Source organism: Streptomyces sp. NPDC046939 (assembly GCF_040644575.1).
Classification (GTDB): domain Bacteria; phylum Actinomycetota; class Actinomycetes; order Streptomycetales; family Streptomycetaceae; genus Streptomyces.
The window spans coordinates 85,621-102,478 of sequence record NZ_JBEYWV010000028.1 but is presented as its reverse complement, the minus strand read 5'-3'; the positions used below and the strand labels follow the sequence as shown (position 1 = coordinate 102,478).

Genomic DNA, 16,858 nt, shown 5'->3' with positions numbered 1-16,858 from the left:
CCGGTGGGTGATCCTCCGGAGACCCGGGCGCCATCCGCCGTGCCGTTCACGCGGGCGTCACGACACCACGTCCTTCCGCGCGAACCCCCGGAACGCCAGCGCGAACAGCACCACCGCGTACGCGACCGACACCGACGCGCCCTGCACCATCCCGCTCCACTCGGGCTGCGCCTGGAACAGGTCGGCCCAGGCGAACTGCCAGTGCGCGGGCAGGAAGTCGCGCCAGTGGCCGAGGGCGGTGACCGCGTCCAGGACATTGCCCACGATCGTCAGGAAGACCGCGCCGCCGACCGCGCCCAGCGGGTTGTCCGTCTTCGTCGACAGCCAGAACGCCAGGCCCGCGGTGACCAGCTGCGACACGAAGATGTACGCGATCACGACGAGCAGCCGCTGCGCCGCCGTACCGGACGGCAGGGCCCCGCCGGTCGGTATGTCCAGCGGCCCCCAGCCGTACGCGACCGCGCCCACGCCGAGCGCCACGACCGGCAGCAGCGCCATCGCGCCGAGGCTCAACCCGAGCGCGACGACCAGCTTCGACCAGAGCAGGCGGGCGCGCGGCACCGGGGCGGCGAGCAGATAGCGCAGGCTCGACCAGTTCGCCTCGGAGGCCACCGTGTCGCCGCAGAACAGGGCGACGGGGATGACAAGCAGGAACCCGGCCGACACGAACAGGCAGGTGGCGGCGAAGTTCGCGGCGGACGCGGTGGCCGTGTCCATCAGCGTCACCCGCCCGTCACGCCCCTCCGGCTGCCCGCCGATCGCGAACGCGGCGACCAGCACGAAGGGCAGCAGCGCGAGCACCGCCCCCATGACGAGGGTGCGCCGCCGCTTCACCTGCCGGGCCAGCTCGACGCGGAGGGGGAGGGTGCGGGCGGGCTGGTAGCCGTCGGCGTGGCCGGTGTGACCGGTGTGACCGGTGTGACCGGCGGCGAGCGCGATCTCCGGGGGCGCGGCCTTGGGGGGCGTGGCGGGCCCGGTGCTGCTGCTCATGCGGAGCCTCCGATCAGCGTCAGGAACGCGTCCTCGAGTCGCCGGTGCGGGCCGAGCGCCTTTACGGGCACGTCGAGCCGGACCAGGTCGGCGAGGAGGCGGGCGGCGGGGTCGCCCCGGTCCTCGGGGGCGTCCGGGCCACCGGAACGCGCGGCCGGGACGCGGGGTGCGAGCCGCACCAGCAGCCCCTCTTCCGCCCTGACCACCGACTCCACGCCCTCCAGCGCCGCCACCTTCTCGAACAACGGCTCGGAGATGTCGGCGGCCAGGCCCACCAGCACCGTGTCGCCGGAGCCGACGATGTCCTCGACCCGGCCCGCCTCCACGAGACGGCCACGGTCCATGACGACGAGGTGCGTGCAGGATTGCTCGACCTCGGCAAGGAGATGGCTGGAGACGATGACGGTGCGGCCACCGCGCGCGTACCGGATCATGACCTCGCGCATCTCGCGGATCTGCGGCGGGTCGAGGCCGTTCGTCGGCTCGTCGAGGATCAGCAGGTCGGGCAGGCCGAGCATGGCCTGGGCGATGGCGAGGCGCTGCCGCATGCCCTGCGAGTACGTGCGCACCGCGCGGGCGAGCGCGTCGCCGAGACCGGCGATCTCCAGCGCCTCCTCGACATGGGCGTCGGCGGCCGGGCGGCCGGTGGCCCGCCAGTACAGCTCCAGGTTCTCCCGCCCGGACAGGTGCGGCAGGAAACCGGCGCCCTCGACGAAGGCGCCGACCCGGGAGAGGACCGGGGCGCCGGGGCGGATCGCGTGGCCGAAGACCCGGATCTCGCCCTCGTCGGGCCGGATGAGGCCCATGAGCATGCGCAGGGTGGTCGTCTTGCCCGCGCCGTTCGGCCCGAGCAGGCCGAGGACCTGGCCCTTGTCGACGCGGAAGGACAGGTCGCGGACGGCGTACCGGTCCGTCGACTTGGCGTACCGCTTGCTCAAGCCGGTGATCTGGAGAGGGACTTCGGCCAGGGCCGGGTCGGGCGGGGGCGCCGTCGTCCGCCTGCGCGCCGTGAGCAGCAGCGCCGCCGCCACGACCACCGCGGCGAGCGGCAGCCACCACACCCAGGCGGGCAGCGGCGCGGACGCCGTCTCGACGGTGGGCGCGGTCGGCAGGCTCAGCGGCCCCTCGACCGAGACCCGGTACGTCGCGGCCTGTGCCGGGGAGGCGTAGCCGAGGTCCGTCGCGGAGAGCACGAACCGCAGCGTGTGCCCCTTCTGCGCCTGGTGGTCGATGGCCGGGAGCGTGAACGTGACGTCCTTGCCGGCGCCGCCCGCGTCCGTCACCCGTACCGGCGTGACGAGTTGGGAGGGCAGGACCTGGCGGGTGCCGCCCGGCCCGGCGTCGTAGACCTTCGCGAAGAGGACGGCGGTGCCGGTGGAGGACTTCACGTGGGCCGTGACCGTGGGCGAACCCGTGACGCGTACGGACTTCCTCAGCGGCGCCGAGTCGAACCGGGCGAACTGGCCCGGGAAGTCGAGCGCGAGTCCGACGCCGAGGGACGACGACAGCTGTGACGCGCTGCCGAGACCCGGCACGGCCGAGATCGACGGCGGGGCGCCGCCCGGCGGGTTCTGGAACGTCTCCGTGGCGGACTTCAGCGGAACCGACACCCGCTTCTCGCCGCGCAGGCCGGGGTATGTGTCGCCGCTCGCGCCGCGCAGGGTCGCCGCGCCGTCCGTGGAGTCGACGCCGCCGGTGCGGGTCACGCGGAACGCGGGCCCTGTGTCGACGTCCTCGTCCTTCAGATACCGGTCGAACCACGACGTCACGCGGCCGAGCGTACGGTCCGACTCCATGGCGCCGCCGTCGTGGCCGCCCGCGATCCAGTCGACGTCGACGGGGGCGCCGTTCGCCTTGATCCGCTTCGCCATCGCGTCGGCGTGGCTCAGCGGGAACAAGGAATCGGTCTGCCCCTGCGAGATGAGCGTGGGCACCTTGATGCGGTCGCCGACGGCCGACGGGCTGCGCGCCTCAAGCAGTTTGCGGGCTTCCGCGTCCGGCTCACCGGCGACGGCGACCCGCTGATACATGGCGCACAGCTTGTCCTCGAACCGGCCGCAGTGCAGTCCGGCCTCACTGGTGCGGGCGCCGATGTCGGCGGAGCCCGTGGTGAAGAAGATGCCGGTCCACAGCTTCTTGAAGACGCCGTCCGGGAACAGCGCGTCCGCCAGGTTCCAGTACGTGATGTGCGGGGCTATCGCGTCGACCCTCTTGTCGTACGCCGCCGCGAGCAGCGAGACCGCGCCGCCGTACGACGCGCCCGTGACGCCCACGCGCGGGTCGCCCGCCTTGTCGAGCCGCACCTCGGGCCGGGTCGCCAGCCAGTCGATCAGCCGCGACACATCGGCGACCTCGCCGCGCGGGTCGTTCAGCCCGATCTTGCCGGTCGATCCGCCGAAGCCGCGCGCGGACCAGGTCAGGACCGCGTACCCGTCCCGGGCCAGCTTCTCCGCCTCACCCCGCACGTCCTCCTTGCTGCCACCGAACCCGTGCGCGAGGAGCACCGCAGGCCGCTTCCCCTTCTCATCACCGGCCGTGAAGTAGGAGGTCCGGATCCGGACGTCCCCGCCCATCGGCATCGTCCGGTCCTGCCGGTGCACGGCCGGGCCGTCCCCGGCGCCCGTGGCCGCGGCGACGGACCAGGTCCCCGCCCCGACGAGCACGATCAGGGCCGCCACGACGGCACCCCACCCCCACGGCCTCCCGCGTACCCGCTCGCGCCATCCGCGCCCTGGGCGCCCTCGCAGCTCCATGACACCAACCGTAAGCGCCGCCACTGACAGTCACCGCACCCCCCGGTCGGAACCCGCGCCCCTCCCCCGGGAGTACGCGGCGCGACCCGCGTACCGCAGGCGTGGTACGACTTCACCCGGCCGTGATGATCCGTCAGCCCGTCACTCAGGAGACCCGCAACCCCCGGGTCAGGCCGCCGTCTCCTCGTCCTCCGGGATCGAGATCACCCAGCGTTCCGTCGGGCGGGGGCGCAGGTAGAGGGCCCAGTACGCCGTTGCCGCCGCTGTGATGCCGCCCGTCCACAGGAGGTAGGAAACCTCCTGCTGGGTGAGGACGTAGGCGAGGACCACGATGAGGAGGGCCGGGACCGCCGGCCACAGGGGCATGCGCCAGGCGGCGCGGTGGCGGTGGGTGCCGCGGCGGGCCAGGAGGGCGGCGATCGCGACGAGGATGTACATGCCGGTGACCGAGACGCCGGTGATGCCGTACAGGGTGTCCAGGTTGACGAAGCACAGCGCCGCGCCGGGCACGCCCACGACCAGTGTCGCGACCCACGGGGAGCCGAAGCGGCCGAGCCGGGAGAGGGCGCGGTTGACGGGGCGGGGCCACGCCTTGTCGCGGGCCGAGGCGAACAGGACGCGGGAGTTCTGGATGACCATGACGATGCCCGCGTTGATGATGGCGAGCGCGACGCACAGCGAGACGAACGTGCCGACCGCCGAGTTCGACCACGCCTGGACCATCGTGCCGATGTCGCCCGAGGTGAGCGCGGCGAGGTCCGGGGCGCCCATCGTGATCGCCACGACCGGGACCAGGATGATGACCGTGGAGATGGCGAGCGTGGCGAGGACCGTGCGGGAGACGGACGTACGGGGGTTCTCCAGCTCCTCGGAGAGGTAGACGGCCGTCGAGAAGCCCTGGGTCACGAAGAGGGCGATGGCCAGGCCGGAGACGATCAGCATCGCCGTCACCGTGTCGGGGTGGTTCGCTGAGCCGTCGGCGCCCGCCACCTGCAGGGAGACAAGGGAGCCCGCGCCGCGTTCGGCGTGGGCGAAGCCGAGGACCGCCACCACGGCCGCCGCGATGACCTCAAGGACCAGGAAGACGCCGGTGATCCAGGCGTTCGCGCGCAGGTCCAGGAGGCCCGCCAGCGTGGCCAGGAGCATCACCGCCGCGCCCGCCATCGACGGGTCCAGGTGGACCAGCGGGGCCAGGTAGTCCGCCGTGCCCATCGCGATCACCGGCGGCACGATCATCACGACGAGGAGGGACAGCACGAAGACGAGCCAGCCCGCCAGGCGGCCCGCGAGCGTGGAGACCATGGCGTACTCGCCGCCCGCGCTGGGGATGAGGGTGCCCAGCTCCGAGTAGCAGAACGCCACGCCGATACAGAGCAGCGAGCCGATCGCGATGGTGAGGGCCGTCGCCGTGCCCAGGCTGCCGAACAGGTCGGGGACCACGACGAACAGCGTCGACGCGGGCGTCACGCACGACAGCGTGAGCAGGGTGCCGCCGACGACGCCGATGGAACGCTTCAGCGCTTGGGGAGAGCCGAGGGCCTTGGACGCCGCAGCCGGGTCCGGGGCGGGGTCCGTCGCCGCAGGGGCGGCGGCGTCGGCGGTCGGTGGGCGAAGCGTGTCGGTCATCCGGTGGTTCCGATCGACTCGTGCGGCAGATGTTCGCGGGCGGGAGCGCTATCGCCTCCGAAAGGCTGGACGAGGGGGGTGTGCATCCGCTCCTGGCGCGTCATCGAACCCCGGACGTATCCGGAACGTCAACGCCCGTTTTCCTGCGGATTCCGTAGCCGCAAGGTCGGCCGATCACCGGCGCTTCTTCGGCTGTTCGGCATATCGGCCGAGTTCAATACACCGGCAGCGTCACATCGCCTTCGATTGCAAGGAGGCGTGCGCCAGGGGCCTTTGGCGTCCGGTTCATCCCCTACGTACGGGAACCGCAGCCCGGCTTCCGAACTTCGCCGAAAATAATGTGCCCCGGCCCGCCGGGAGGGACGGCGGGCCGGGGCACTCAGCCGGGTAGAAGGTTCCGCGCGCCTAGTGGTTGCGCGGGAAGCCCAGGTCGACGCCGGCGGGGGCGTCCGCCGGGTCCGGCCAGCGGGTCGTGACGACCTTGCCGCGCGTGTAGAAGTGCGTGCCGTCGTTGCCGTAGATGTGGTGGTCGCCGAAGAGGCTGTCCTTCCAGCCGCCGAAGGAGTGGTAGCCGACCGGCACCGGGATCGGGACGTTCACGCCGACCATGCCCGCCTCGACCTCCAGCTGGAAGCGGCGCGCGGCACCGCCGTCCCGGGTAAAGATCGCCGTGCCGTTGCCGTAGGGCGAGCTGTTGATGAGGGCGACACCCTCGTCGTACGTGTCCACGCGCAGGACGCACAGGACCGGGCCGAAGATCTCGTCCTGGTACGCCTTCGCCGACGTCGGTACGTGGTCGAGGAGGGAGAGGCCGATCCAGTGGCCGTTCTCGTGGCCCTCGACCGTGTAGCCGGTGCCGTCGAGGACGACCTCGCAGCCCTCGTCCGCCGCGCCCGCCACGTACGAGGCGACCTTGTCGCGGTGGGCGGCCGTGATCAGCGGGCCCATCTCGGACGCCGGGTCGTTGCCGGGCCCGATCTTGATCTTCTCGGCCCGGTCCTTGATCTTCGCGACCAGCTCGTCGGCGACGGAACCGACGGCCACGACCGCCGAGATCGCCATGCAGCGCTCGCCCGCCGAGCCGTACGCCGCCGAGACCGCCGCGTCCGCCGCCGCGTCGAGGTCGGCGTCGGGCAGCACCAGCATGTGGTTCTTGGCGCCGCCGAGCGCCTGGACGCGCTTGCCGTGGGCGGAGGCGGTGGTGTGGATGTGGCGGGCGATCGGCGTCGAGCCGACGAAGGAGACCGCCGCCACGTCCGGGTGTTCGAGCAGGCGGTCGACGGCCACCTTGTCGCCGTGCACGACGTTGAAGACGCCGTCCGGCAGGCCCGCCTCGGCGAGCAGCTCCGCGAGCTTGATCGACGCCGAGGGGTCCTTCTCCGACGGCTTCAGGACGAACGTGTTGCCGCACGCGATGGCGATCGGGAACATCCACATCGGCACCATCGCCGGGAAGTTGAACGGTGTGATGCCCGCGACGACGCCGACCGGCTGGCGGATCGACGCCACGTCCACCCGGTTCGCGACCTGCGTCGACAGCTCGCCCTTCAACTGCACGTTGATGCCGCAGGCGAGGTCCACGATCTCCAGGCCGCGCGCGACCTCGCCGAGCGCGTCCGAGTGCACCTTGCCGTGCTCGGCCGTGATCAGCTCGGCGATCGCGTCCCGGTTGGCGTCGAGCAGCGCCCGGAACCGGAACAGGATCTCCGTCCGCTTGGCCAGCGACGACGTGCCCCAGCTCGCGAACGCCTCCTTCGCCGCCGCGACCGCCGCGTCCACCTCCTCGACGCTCGCGAAGTCGACGCGCGTCGTGACCGCGCCCGTCGCCGGGTCCGTCACCGGGCCGTGGTTGCCCGAGACGCCCTCGACGGTCTTGCCGCCGATCCAGTGGTGGACGGACTTCGTGTCAGACATGGGCAACTCCTGTTACGTCCTGGTACGTCTCGGCTCGGACCGGTGTGTCCCGGCTCAGAGGTGGTGGCGCCGGGCGGTGGCGTGCCTCTCGTACTCCTCGCGGGCCTCGGCCGCCGACGGTGTCGCCTCGGCGTCCGCCGTCTCGGCCACGGGCACATCCCACCACGCCTGCGCCGGGGGCGGGCCCGACACTGTGTCTGCCGTTTCTGTCTCCACATAGACACATGTGGGGCGGGTCGCCCGGCGCGCCTCGGCGAGCGCCGCGCGCAGCTCCTCCACCGTCCTCGCCCGCAGTACGTCCATGCCGAGGCTCGCCGCGTTCGCCGCGAGGTCCACGGGGAGCGGCGGTCCCTTGTACGGGCGGCCGTCCGCGTCCGGGAGGCGGTACTGGGTGGCGAAGCCCTCCGCGCCGACCGATGCCGAGAGCCCGCCGATCGAGGCGTAGCCGTGGTTCTGCAGCAGCACCATCTTGATCGGCACGTTCTCCTGCACCGCCGTCACGATCTCCGTCGGCAGCATCAGGTACGTGCCGTCGCCGACCAGCGCCCACACGGGGCGGCCGGGCGCGGCAAGGGACACGCCGATCGCGGCCGGGATCTCGTAGCCCATGCAGGAGTAGCCGTACTCGACGTGGTACTGGTCGCGTGAGCGCGTGCGCCAGAGTTTGTGCAGGTCGCCGGGGAGGGAGCCGGCCGCGTTGATGAGGATGTCGTCCTCGGACACGAGGGCGTCGAGGGCCCCGAGGACCTGGGTCTGGGTGGGGCGGGCGTCGGCCTCCCCGTCCTTGGACGCGGTCGCGGTCGCGGTCGCGGTGAAGCTGGTGGTGACGCGGTCCTCCCAGGCGTGCTTGGCGTTCGTGTACGCCTCTACGTGGGCCGGGTCCGCGGAGTAGTCCCCGAGCGCCTCCGTCAGTGCGGTCAGCGCCTCCCGGGCGTCCGCCACGACCGGCTGCGCGGCGAGCTTGTGCGCGTCGAACGGAGCGATGTTCAGGTTCAGGAAGCGGACGCCGGGGCGCGAGAAGAGGGTGGCGGACGCCGTGGTGAAGTCCGTGTAGCGCGTGCCCACGCCGATGATCAGGTCCGCTGTCCTGGCCAGCTCGTTCGCCGTGGCCGTGCCGGTGTGGCCGATGCCGCCCACGTCCGCCGGGTGGTCGTGGCGCAAGGAGCCCTTGCCCGCCTGCGTCGACGCCACGGGGACGCGGGTCGCGTCCGCGAACGCTCTGAGCGCGTCCTCGGCCGCGCTGTGGTGGACGCCGCCGCCCGCGACGAGAAGCGGGCGTTCCGAGGCGCGCACCGCTTGGGCCGCCGCGGCGATCCGCGCCGGTTCCGGGGGCGGGCGGCGGATCGTCCAGGTGCGCTCCGCGAAGAAGTCGTCCGGCCAGTCGTACGCCTCCGCCTGCACGTCCTGCGGCAGCGCCAGCGTCACCGCGCCCGTGTCCACCGGGTCCGTGAGCACGCGCATCGCTTGCAACGCCGCTGGGATCAACTGCTCGGGCCGGGTGATCCGGTCGAAGTACTTCGACACCGGGCGCAGGCAGTCGTTGACCGACACGTCGCCCGCGTACGGCGTCTCCAGCTGCTGCAGCACCGGGTCCGCCGGGCGGGTCGCGAACACGTCGCCGGGGAGCAGCAGTACGGGGAGGTGGTTGATTGTGGCCAGGGCGGCGCCGGTGACCATGTTCGTCGCGCCCGGGCCGATCGACGTGGTGACCGCGTGGGTCGACAGCCGGTTGCTCTGCCGCGCGAACCCGACCGCCGCGTGCACCATCGCCTGCTCGTTGCGGCCCTGGTGGAACGGCATGTCCCCGCCGTACTGCACCAGGGCCTGCCCCAGCCCCGCCACGTTGCCGTGCCCGAAGATGCCCCAGGTCGCGGAGATCAGGCGGTGCCGGGTGCCGTCGCGGTCCGTGTACTGGCGGGTGAGGAAGCGGATGAGGGCTTGGGCGGTGGTGAGGCGGGTGGTCCGTGCGGGGTTTGTGTGAGCCGGGTTTGTATGGGCCGGGTTCGTGTGAGCCGGGTCGTTCTCTGTCGGCGTTGTTCTCGTCGGGCGGGGTGTCATCGGTAGCCCTCCGTCGCGTGGTCCGGGTGGAAGGTGATTTTCCAGTCCCTCGTGCCGCCCGGGCCCGCCATCACGTTCAGGTAGTACATCGTGTGGCCCGGCTGGGCGATCGACGGGCCGTGCCAGCCGTCCGGGACCAGGACCGCGTCGCCGGTGCGGACCTCGGCGAGGAGGTCGGTGCCGCCCGGACGGGACGGGGAGACGCGCTGATATCCGTAGCCGGGGATGCCCGTGGCGGGGTGCGGGGCGATCTCGTAGTAGTAGATCTCGTCGAGGCGGGTCTCCGTGCCGGGCCTGTGCTCGTCGTGCTTGTGCGGGGGGTACGAGGACCAGTTGCCGCCCGGGGTGATCACCTCGACCGCGATCAACTGGTCGCAGTCGAAGGTGTCCGCGGCGGCGAAGTTGCGGACCGTCCGGGCGCTGATGCCCGCGCCCCGTTCCTCGATCGGTACCTCCGGCGCGGGGCCGTGACGGGCGGGGAGTCGGCGCCCGCACTTCGCTCCTGCCAGGGCGAAGCGGCCTCCCGCACCGGAGGCGATCTCTGCGCGGGTGTCGCGCGGGACGTAGGCGAAGTCGCTCGCGCCGCTGAACACGTCCTTCCTGCCCGCGAGTTCGATCATCCGCCCGTCCGCCGTCACCGAGCAACCGCCCGTCAGCGGCAGCACGATCCATTCACTCTCACCGGTGTCGAAGGCGTGTGTGGTGCCGGGCGCCAGTTCGAGGATGCGGAGTGCTGGGCGGGACCAGGTGGGCAGGCCCGTCCTGTCCGGGTCGACGGCCAGCGCGTACGGGCCGTCGGACGCGGTCCCGTTCCGCAGGTACGTGTTCGTCATCTCCGCGCTCTCCCATTTCTCGGGGCGAAGTCGTCCCGGACCATGCGGTGTTGTTCCCTCCGTGACGGATGAACCTCGGCGACCTCGTGAGCCTCCCGCCAGATCTAGCCTGTGCCACAGCCCCTGTCAACGTTTTGTCCAGACATTCGGACCAGCCTTGTCGCGGTCGCGCCTCACATGTGTCCGCGCGTCCTACGCGGGGCTACCTCAGGTCGTGCGGCGTGTAGCAATATCGGTGGATGAGTTCTCGCACCACGAGTTCCTCACCGTCAGACGTCCCGCCCGGCGCCCGGCCCGTCGTCCGGCCCGTCCGCAGCCCGGACGGCACCTGGGAGACCGCGTCCGCCCAGCCGCATCCACGGCTGCGCCCCGGCGTCATCGGCTATCGCGGCTTCCGTCTCGCCTTCCCCGGGCCGCGCGCCCGCCTGGAGGCGCCGATCGGCGCGGTGACGCTGATGCTCGGCTTCGAGGGGTCCGTACGCATCACCGAGGCGACCGGCGGCTGGGTCGGGGTGCGCGAGGGCAAGGGCGGCGGTGCCCGGCCCGCCGGGCTGCGCACGGTCGAGCTGTCCACCGTGCTGTCCGGGATGACGACCACGCCCGTACTCGGTGAGCACGACGGGCGCCTCGCCGGGATCGAGGTGCTGCTGACCCCGTGGGCCGCCTTCACGCTCTTCCGCAACCCCCTGCACGAACTGACCGGCTGGCGGATGCACCCGGACGAGCTGGGCTCCCTTCCCGCCACGGCGGCCTGCGACGACCTCGCGCAGCGGCTCGGCGAACTGCCGTCCTGGCGCGCCCGGTTCCAGTTGCTCGACGAGACGCTCGGGCACTGGCTGGCATCCGGGCCGCGGTGCGCGAGCGGCACGGTGCACGCCTGGTACGCGCTGACACACAGCGGCGGCTCCGCGCCCGTCGCGCAGATCGCCGAGCAGGTGGGCTGGGGCGTACGGCACCTGGAGAACCGTTTCCGGGAACAGATCGGCCTGACCCCGAAGGCCGCCGCCCGGGTGCTGCGGTTGCAACGGGCCAGGCGGCTGCTGTGCGCCGGCAGCACCCAGGCCGAGACTGCCGCGGCCTGCGGCTACTACGACCAGGCGCATCTGAGCGGCGAGTTCAAGGCGATGACCGGGTGCACGCCCCGCGAGTTCGCCCTCGCGCGCGGCCCCCGCACCGACCCGGGCGGACCGCCCGCCACGGACCGCCTCGCCGGCGAGGCGACCAGCCTCGTCCTGCGCCGGACCGGCCCCGCCAGTACGCATTTCTCCAAGACCCCCGATCCGTGCTGACGGCACCCTTATGCCTTCGGGCCACGCACCCGGGGGGATGCGGGGGACGGTGGGCCGGGCCAGATGCGGGGGGCCCGGCCCACCGGTATAACCAGGCGCGGCCTGCGGGGTGAACGGGGGCTTGCCTTCTGCTCCGTACAGCGCGGAGCTATCTCCTCTCCCGGTCGGCGGCCGAATATGCCTCCGCCGGGCGCCCCGATTGCTTCAGTCCCGTAACAAACGCCCCACTCCTGCCACACATGTCCGCCCTACGCAGGTTCTGCGTCACAGGAGTCCCACAGGCCCTCCCTTCACCTCAAGGCACATCGTTCTCGGGTCGAAGGTGGGTGATCGTCGGCGGCCACCCCCGCGCCGCCGTCGCGACACCTGTCAGGGAGGAGCCACTGATGACCGACCGCAGGCTCTGGTCGTACAAGGAGATCGCCGCGCACATCCGGGTCCAGCCCGACACCGTCCGCTCCTACCGCAAGCACGGTCTGCTGCCACCCCCCGACCATGTGGAGAACGGCAAGCCCTACTGGTACGCCGACACCGTCCGCGCCTGGGTGGCCGCGCGCCCACGCAACCGCGACCGTTCGAGAGAGTGACGTCCCATAAGGAATACGGGGGGCGCCTTCGGGCGCCCCCCGCTTTCGCTTGCTTGGCTAATACCCCCTAGGGGTATACAGTCGGTGGGGTCAGCGTGGGTCAGGAGGCGTCGGGGTACCCGGCCTCCCCACCCCGGCCTTCCAGCTAGGAGAACGACATGAGCGCGCAGACCGAACTCCACCAGATCGGCGCGGACGACACGGCCGCCACCCCCTCGGCGGGTTCCTGCTGCGGTGGCGCCTGCCACGGCGAGGCCGCCACGCCGGCCGCCGAGGGCGCCGTCACCACCGTCTACGAGGTCAAGGGCATGACCTGCGGCCACTGCGAGGGCGCGGTCGCCGGTGAGATCGGTGAGCTGGACGGCGTCTCCTCCGTGCAGGCGGTCGCCGCCACCGGGCAGGTCACCGTGGTCTCCGCGGCCCCGCTCGACGAGGAGGCCGTCCGCGCCGCCGTCGACGAGGCCGGCTACGAGCTCGTCGGCAAGGCCTGACAGCGGACCGACCCGGACCGGGCCGGACCCCGGCGGACCGGCCCGGCCGCCGTACCCTCGACAGCACCATGACGGACACGCCCCACACCGACATCGACCTCGCCATCGGCGGCATGACCTGCGCCGCCTGCTCCGCCCGCATCGAGAAGAAGCTCAACCGGCTCGACGGCGTGACGGCGACGGTCAACCTGGCCACGGAGAAGGCGAAGGTCTCCTACGCCCCCGGCGCCGACATCACCGAGCAGCTCCTGATCGACACGGTCACCAAGCTCGGCTACACCGCCGAACCCATCCGCAAGGCCGCGACGGAGCCACCCGGGGGCGCGAACAGCGACGACACACCGTCAGCCGACAACGCGGCCGAGACGGTCACGGCGAGTGGCATCCCGGTCGGCCAGCGCCTGAGAATCTCCGCCTGGCTGACGATCCCGGTCGTCCTCATGGCCATGATCCCCGCCCTCCAGTTCGACAACTGGCAGTGGCTCTCCCTGACGCTGGCCGCCCCGGTCGTCGTCTGGGGCGGACTCCCCTTCCACCGCGCCGCCTGGACGAACCTGCGCCACGGCGCCGCGACCATGGACACGCTCGTCTCCCTCGGCACGCTCGCCGCGTTCGGCTGGTCGCTGTGGGCGCTGTTCCTCGGGGACGCGGGGATGCCGGGGATGCGGCACGGGTTCACGTTCGTCACCGAGGGCGCCGACGCGTCCTCCACCATCTATCTGGAGGTGGCGTCGGGCGTCGTCACGTTCATCCTCGTCGGCCGGTATCTGGAGGCGCGGGCCCGGCGCAGTGCGGGTGCCGCGCTGCGGGCGCTGCTCGATCTCGGCGCGAAGGACGTCGCCCTGCTCGGGGCGGACGGCGCCGAGGTGCGGGTGCCCGCGGACCGCCTCGCGCCGGGCGACCGGTTCGTCGTACGGCCCGGAGAGAAGATCGCCACGGACGGCACGGTCGTCGAGGGTGCGAGCGCCGTCGATGTCTCTCTGCTCACCGGGGAGTCGGCCCCCGTGGACGTGGGGGTGGGGGACCCGGTGACCGGGGCGACCGTCAACGCCGGGGGACGGATCGTCGTCGAGGCGACCCGGGTCGGGGCCGACACACGGCTCGCGCACATGGCGCGGCTCGTGGAGGACGCGCAGACCGGCAAGGCGGAGGTGCAGCGGCTCGCCGACCGGGTCTCGGCCGTCTTCGTGCCCGTCGTCGTGGCGATCGCCCTGCTGACGCTCGTCGTGCGGCTGACCGTGACCGGCGAGGTCACCGCCGCCTTCAGTTCGGCCGTCGCCGTGCTGATCATCGCCTGCCCGTGCGCCCTGGGGCTCGCCACGCCGACCGCGCTCATGGTCGGCACGGGGCGCGGCGCCCAGCTCGGCATCCTCATCAAGGGCCCGGAAGTGCTTGAGAGCACCCGCAAGGTCGACACGATCGTCCTGGACAAGACCGGCACCGTCACCACCGGGCGGATGTCGCTGCTCGCCGTTCATCCTGCCGAGGGCGTCGAGGAGAAGGAGCTGCTGCGGCTCGCCGGCGCCGTCGAGCACGCCTCCGAGCATCCGGTGGGGCGGGCCGTCGCCGCGGGCGCCGTCAACCGTGCGGGTGACCTGCCGCCCGTGGAGGGCTTCCGCGGGGTTCCCGGGCTCGGGGTGCGCGGCAGCGTCGAGAGGCACGTCGTCCTCGTAGGGCGTGAGCGGCTGCTCGCCGAGTCGCGGATCGCCGTGCCGGACGCGCTCGGCGCGGCGCTGCGGGGCGCCGAGGCGGAGGGTGCGACGGCCGTCCTGGTCGCCTGGGACGGGGTGGCACGCGGTGTCCTGACCGTGGCCGACACCGTCAAGGAGACGAGTGCGCGGGCCGTCGCCGAGCTGCGGGCGCTGGGGCTCACCCCGGTGCTGCTCACCGGGGACAACCGGGCCGCCGCCGAGGCCGTCGCGCGGACGGTCGGGATCGCGCCCGGCGATGTGATCGCCGAGGTGCTGCCGGAGGAGAAGGTCGAGGCGGTCCGGAAGCTGCGCGGCGAGGGGCGCGGGGTCGCCATGGTGGGCGACGGGGTGAACGACGCGGCCGCGCTCGCCGCCGCCGACCTGGGTCTCGCCATGGGGACGGGTACGGACGCGGCGATCGAGGCGGGCGACCTGACGCTCGTACGGGGTGATCTTCGGGTGGCGGCCGACGCGATCCGGCTCTCGCGGCGGACCCTCGCCACGATCAGGGGCAACCTCTTCTGGGCCTTCGGCTACAACTGTGCCGCGCTGCCGCTGGCCGCCGCCGGACTGCTCAATCCGATGATCGCGGGGGCCGCGATGGCCTTCTCCTCGGTCTTTGTGGTCACAAATAGTCTTCGACTTCGGAGATTCACTTAGGAAGACCTGGACCTCCACACAATCCACACGGCACAATTGCAGCGTTCTCACGCGTGAGGTTCGTATCGACATATCGGACCTCTTGCGTACACACGGGATATAAGCAAGAGACGTAGATCACAACGATGAGAACGTAACCCTTTGCTGGTCCCGTGAGTCTAAGGAGGCGATGCAGGAACGTCTTGGGGGGCGTTCCGGCATCGACGGGACCGTCTTGGGGGACGGGACCGACTGCGTTGGCCGGGGCACGTGCACCGGGGAGCTTGAGCGGCCCACCCGTGCGTACGTGTTCCGGCGGCCACCGCGGCCGACGCAGACACACAGACCCCCGGCCGGATCCCGTGGGGGGAATCCGAACCGGGAAAAGGAGAGCGCCCCGACTGTCGACCCGTGGGGGGATCGACAGGGGGGCGCTCTCCGCTGTCCGCTGCTGCTGTCCGCTCTTGCTGCCCGAGGGCCCGCGGACAGCCGCGGGCCCGAGGTGCCTCGGGTGAGGCTCAGCGCTCCTCGACGGGGACGAAGTCCCGCTCGACGACGCCGGTGTAGATCTGGCGCGGGCGGCCGATGCGCGAACCCGGCTCCTTGATCATTTCCTGCCACTGGGCGATCCAGCCCGGCAGGCGGCCGAGGGCGAACAGGACCGTGAACATCTCGGTCGGGAAGCCCATGGCCCGGTAGATCAGACCGGTGTAGAAGTCGACGTTCGGGTAGAGCTTGCGCTCGACGAAGTAGTCGTCGGCCAGCGCGTGCTCCTCCAGCTTCAGCGCGATGTCGAGCAGCTCGTCGGACTTGCCGAGCGCCGAGAGGACGTCGTGCGCCGCCGCCTTGATGATCTTCGCCCGGGGGTCGAAGTTCTTGTAGACGCGGTGCCCGAAGCCCATGAGCTTCACGCCGTCTTCCTTGTTCTTCACCTTGCGGATGAAGGTGTCGACGTCGCCGCCGGCGGCCTGGATGCCCTCCAGCATCTCCAGGACCGACTGGTTGGCGCCGCCGTGCAGCGGGCCCCACAGCGCCGAGATGCCCGCCGAGATCGACGCGAACATGTTGGCCTGCGAGGAGCCGACCAGACGCACGGTCGACGTCGAGCAGTTCTGCTCGTGGTCCGCGTGCAGGATGAGCAGCTTGTCCAGCGCCGAGACGACGACCGGGTCCAGCTCGTACTCCTGGGCCGGCACGGAGAACGTCATGCGCAGGAAGTTCTCGACGTAGCCGAGGTCGTTGCGCGGGTAGACGACCGGGTGGCCCTGCGACTTCTTGTACGCGTAGGCGGCGATCGTCGGAAGCTTGGCGAGCAGGCGGATCGTCGAGAGGTTGCGCTGCGTCTCGTCGAAGGGGTTGTGGCTGTCCTGGTAGAACGTGGACAGCGCGGAGACCACCGACGACAGCATGGCCATCGGGTGGGCGTCGCGCGGGAACCCGTCGTAGAACCGCTTGACGTCCTCGTGCAGCAGGGTGTGCTGCGTGATCTCGTTCTTGAAGGTGGAGAGCTCGTCGACGGTGGGGAGCTCGCCGTTGATCAGCAGGTACGCCACCTCGGTGAAGGTGGAGCGCTCGGCCAGCTGCTCGATCGGGTAGCCGCGGTAGCGCAGGATGCCCTGCTCGCCGTCCAGGTAGGTGATCGCGGATTTGTAGGCGGCCGTGTTGCCGTATCCGCTGTCGAGGGTCACCAGTCCTGTCTGGGCCCGGAGCTTCCCGATGTCGAAGCCCTTGTCGCCGACGGTGCTGTCGATCACCGGGTAGGTGTACTCGCCATCGCCGTACCGCAGTACTACAGAGTTGTCGCTCACGTCTCGTCCCTCACCGACGTAGTGCCTCTTCTTCGAGGTGCCCTGACTGTCTCTACCATCCCCCACTTGGCCCAGCAGAGTGCACTCGGGGTCGTCCATTGGGTTCATCGACGGCACTGAGTGCCGCCAACCTGCTCATCCTGCCCCCTTCGCCCTGGTTCCGGAAGTGCTCTGTGACC

General features: G+C 71.6%; 11 protein-coding genes. 4 read left to right on the top strand and 7 right to left on the bottom strand.

Annotated elements, in window-relative coordinates; all coding sequences use genetic code 11:
• Positions 1-57 precede the first annotated feature (57 nt).
• The 6 genes from ABZ877_RS28035 to iolB all read right to left on the bottom strand — a co-directional run bounded on the left by ABZ877_RS28035 (position 58) and on the right by iolB (position 10,174).
• Positions 58-990 carry an ABC transporter permease subunit gene (locus tag ABZ877_RS28035; RefSeq protein ID WP_361076222.1) on the bottom strand — a complete coding sequence of 311 codons (933 nt, stop codon included), beginning with the start codon at positions 988-990 and terminating at the stop codon, positions 58-60.
• Positions 987-3,743, bottom strand: a complete 2,757-nt coding sequence (locus ABZ877_RS28030) for an alpha/beta fold hydrolase (protein WP_361076219.1) — start codon at positions 3,741-3,743, stop codon at positions 987-989. The genes ABZ877_RS28035 and ABZ877_RS28030 overlap by 4 nt, the downstream gene beginning before the upstream one ends.
• Before the next feature lie 168 nt (positions 3,744-3,911).
• Positions 3,912-5,369 carry an APC family permease gene (locus ABZ877_RS28025; RefSeq protein ID WP_361076216.1) on the bottom strand — a complete coding sequence of 486 codons (1,458 nt, stop codon included), beginning with the start codon at positions 5,367-5,369 and terminating at the stop codon, positions 3,912-3,914.
• A gap of 405 nt (positions 5,370-5,774) precedes the next feature.
• Positions 5,775-7,283 (bottom strand): CoA-acylating methylmalonate-semialdehyde dehydrogenase, encoded by a 1,509-nt coding sequence (gene mmsA / locus ABZ877_RS28020; RefSeq protein ID WP_361076213.1) that lies wholly within the window; start codon positions 7,281-7,283, stop codon positions 5,775-5,777.
• Positions 7,284-7,337: 54 nt separating this feature from the next.
• A complete protein-coding gene (gene iolD, locus ABZ877_RS28015; protein ID WP_361076210.1) occupies positions 7,338-9,341 on the bottom strand; it encodes a 3D-(3,5/4)-trihydroxycyclohexane-1,2-dione acylhydrolase (decyclizing) in 2,004 nt (667 codons plus the stop codon).
• Positions 9,338-10,174 carry a 5-deoxy-glucuronate isomerase gene (gene iolB / locus ABZ877_RS28010; protein WP_361076208.1) on the bottom strand — a complete coding sequence of 279 codons (837 nt, stop codon included), beginning with the start codon at positions 10,172-10,174 and terminating at the stop codon, positions 9,338-9,340. Before iolB ends, iolD begins: the two co-directional genes overlap by 4 nt.
• A 239-nt stretch (positions 10,175-10,413) precedes the next feature.
• Here iolB and ABZ877_RS28005 point away from each other — a divergent pair, with 239 nt between their 5' ends.
• The 4 genes from ABZ877_RS28005 (at position 10,414) to ABZ877_RS27990 (ending at position 14,892) form a co-directional block, all read left to right on the top strand.
• On the top strand, positions 10,414-11,463 hold the full coding sequence (locus ABZ877_RS28005; protein WP_361076205.1) for a helix-turn-helix domain-containing protein: 1,050 nt from the start codon (positions 10,414-10,416) through the stop codon (positions 11,461-11,463).
• Positions 11,464-11,849: 386 nt separating this feature from the next.
• On the top strand, positions 11,850-12,050 hold the full coding sequence (locus ABZ877_RS28000; RefSeq protein WP_361076202.1) for a MerR family transcriptional regulator: 201 nt from the start codon (positions 11,850-11,852) through the stop codon (positions 12,048-12,050).
• A 158-nt stretch (positions 12,051-12,208) separates the two neighbouring features.
• Positions 12,209-12,541 carry a cation transporter gene (locus tag ABZ877_RS27995; protein WP_361076200.1) on the top strand — a complete coding sequence of 111 codons (333 nt, stop codon included), beginning with the start codon at positions 12,209-12,211 and terminating at the stop codon, positions 12,539-12,541.
• A 68-nt stretch (positions 12,542-12,609) separates the two neighbouring features.
• The gene (locus ABZ877_RS27990) at positions 12,610-14,892 is read left to right on the top strand and encodes a heavy metal translocating P-type ATPase (protein WP_361076197.1); all 2,283 of its coding nucleotides are present in this window, start codon (positions 12,610-12,612) and stop codon (positions 14,890-14,892) included.
• Positions 14,893-15,389: 497 nt separating this feature from the next.
• On the opposite strand, the gene ABZ877_RS27985 is transcribed toward ABZ877_RS27990, so the two are convergent.
• The gene (locus tag ABZ877_RS27985) at positions 15,390-16,679 is read right to left on the bottom strand and encodes a citrate synthase (RefSeq protein WP_361076194.1); all 1,290 of its coding nucleotides are present in this window, start codon (positions 16,677-16,679) and stop codon (positions 15,390-15,392) included.
• Between the last annotated feature and the right edge of the window lie 179 nt (positions 16,680-16,858).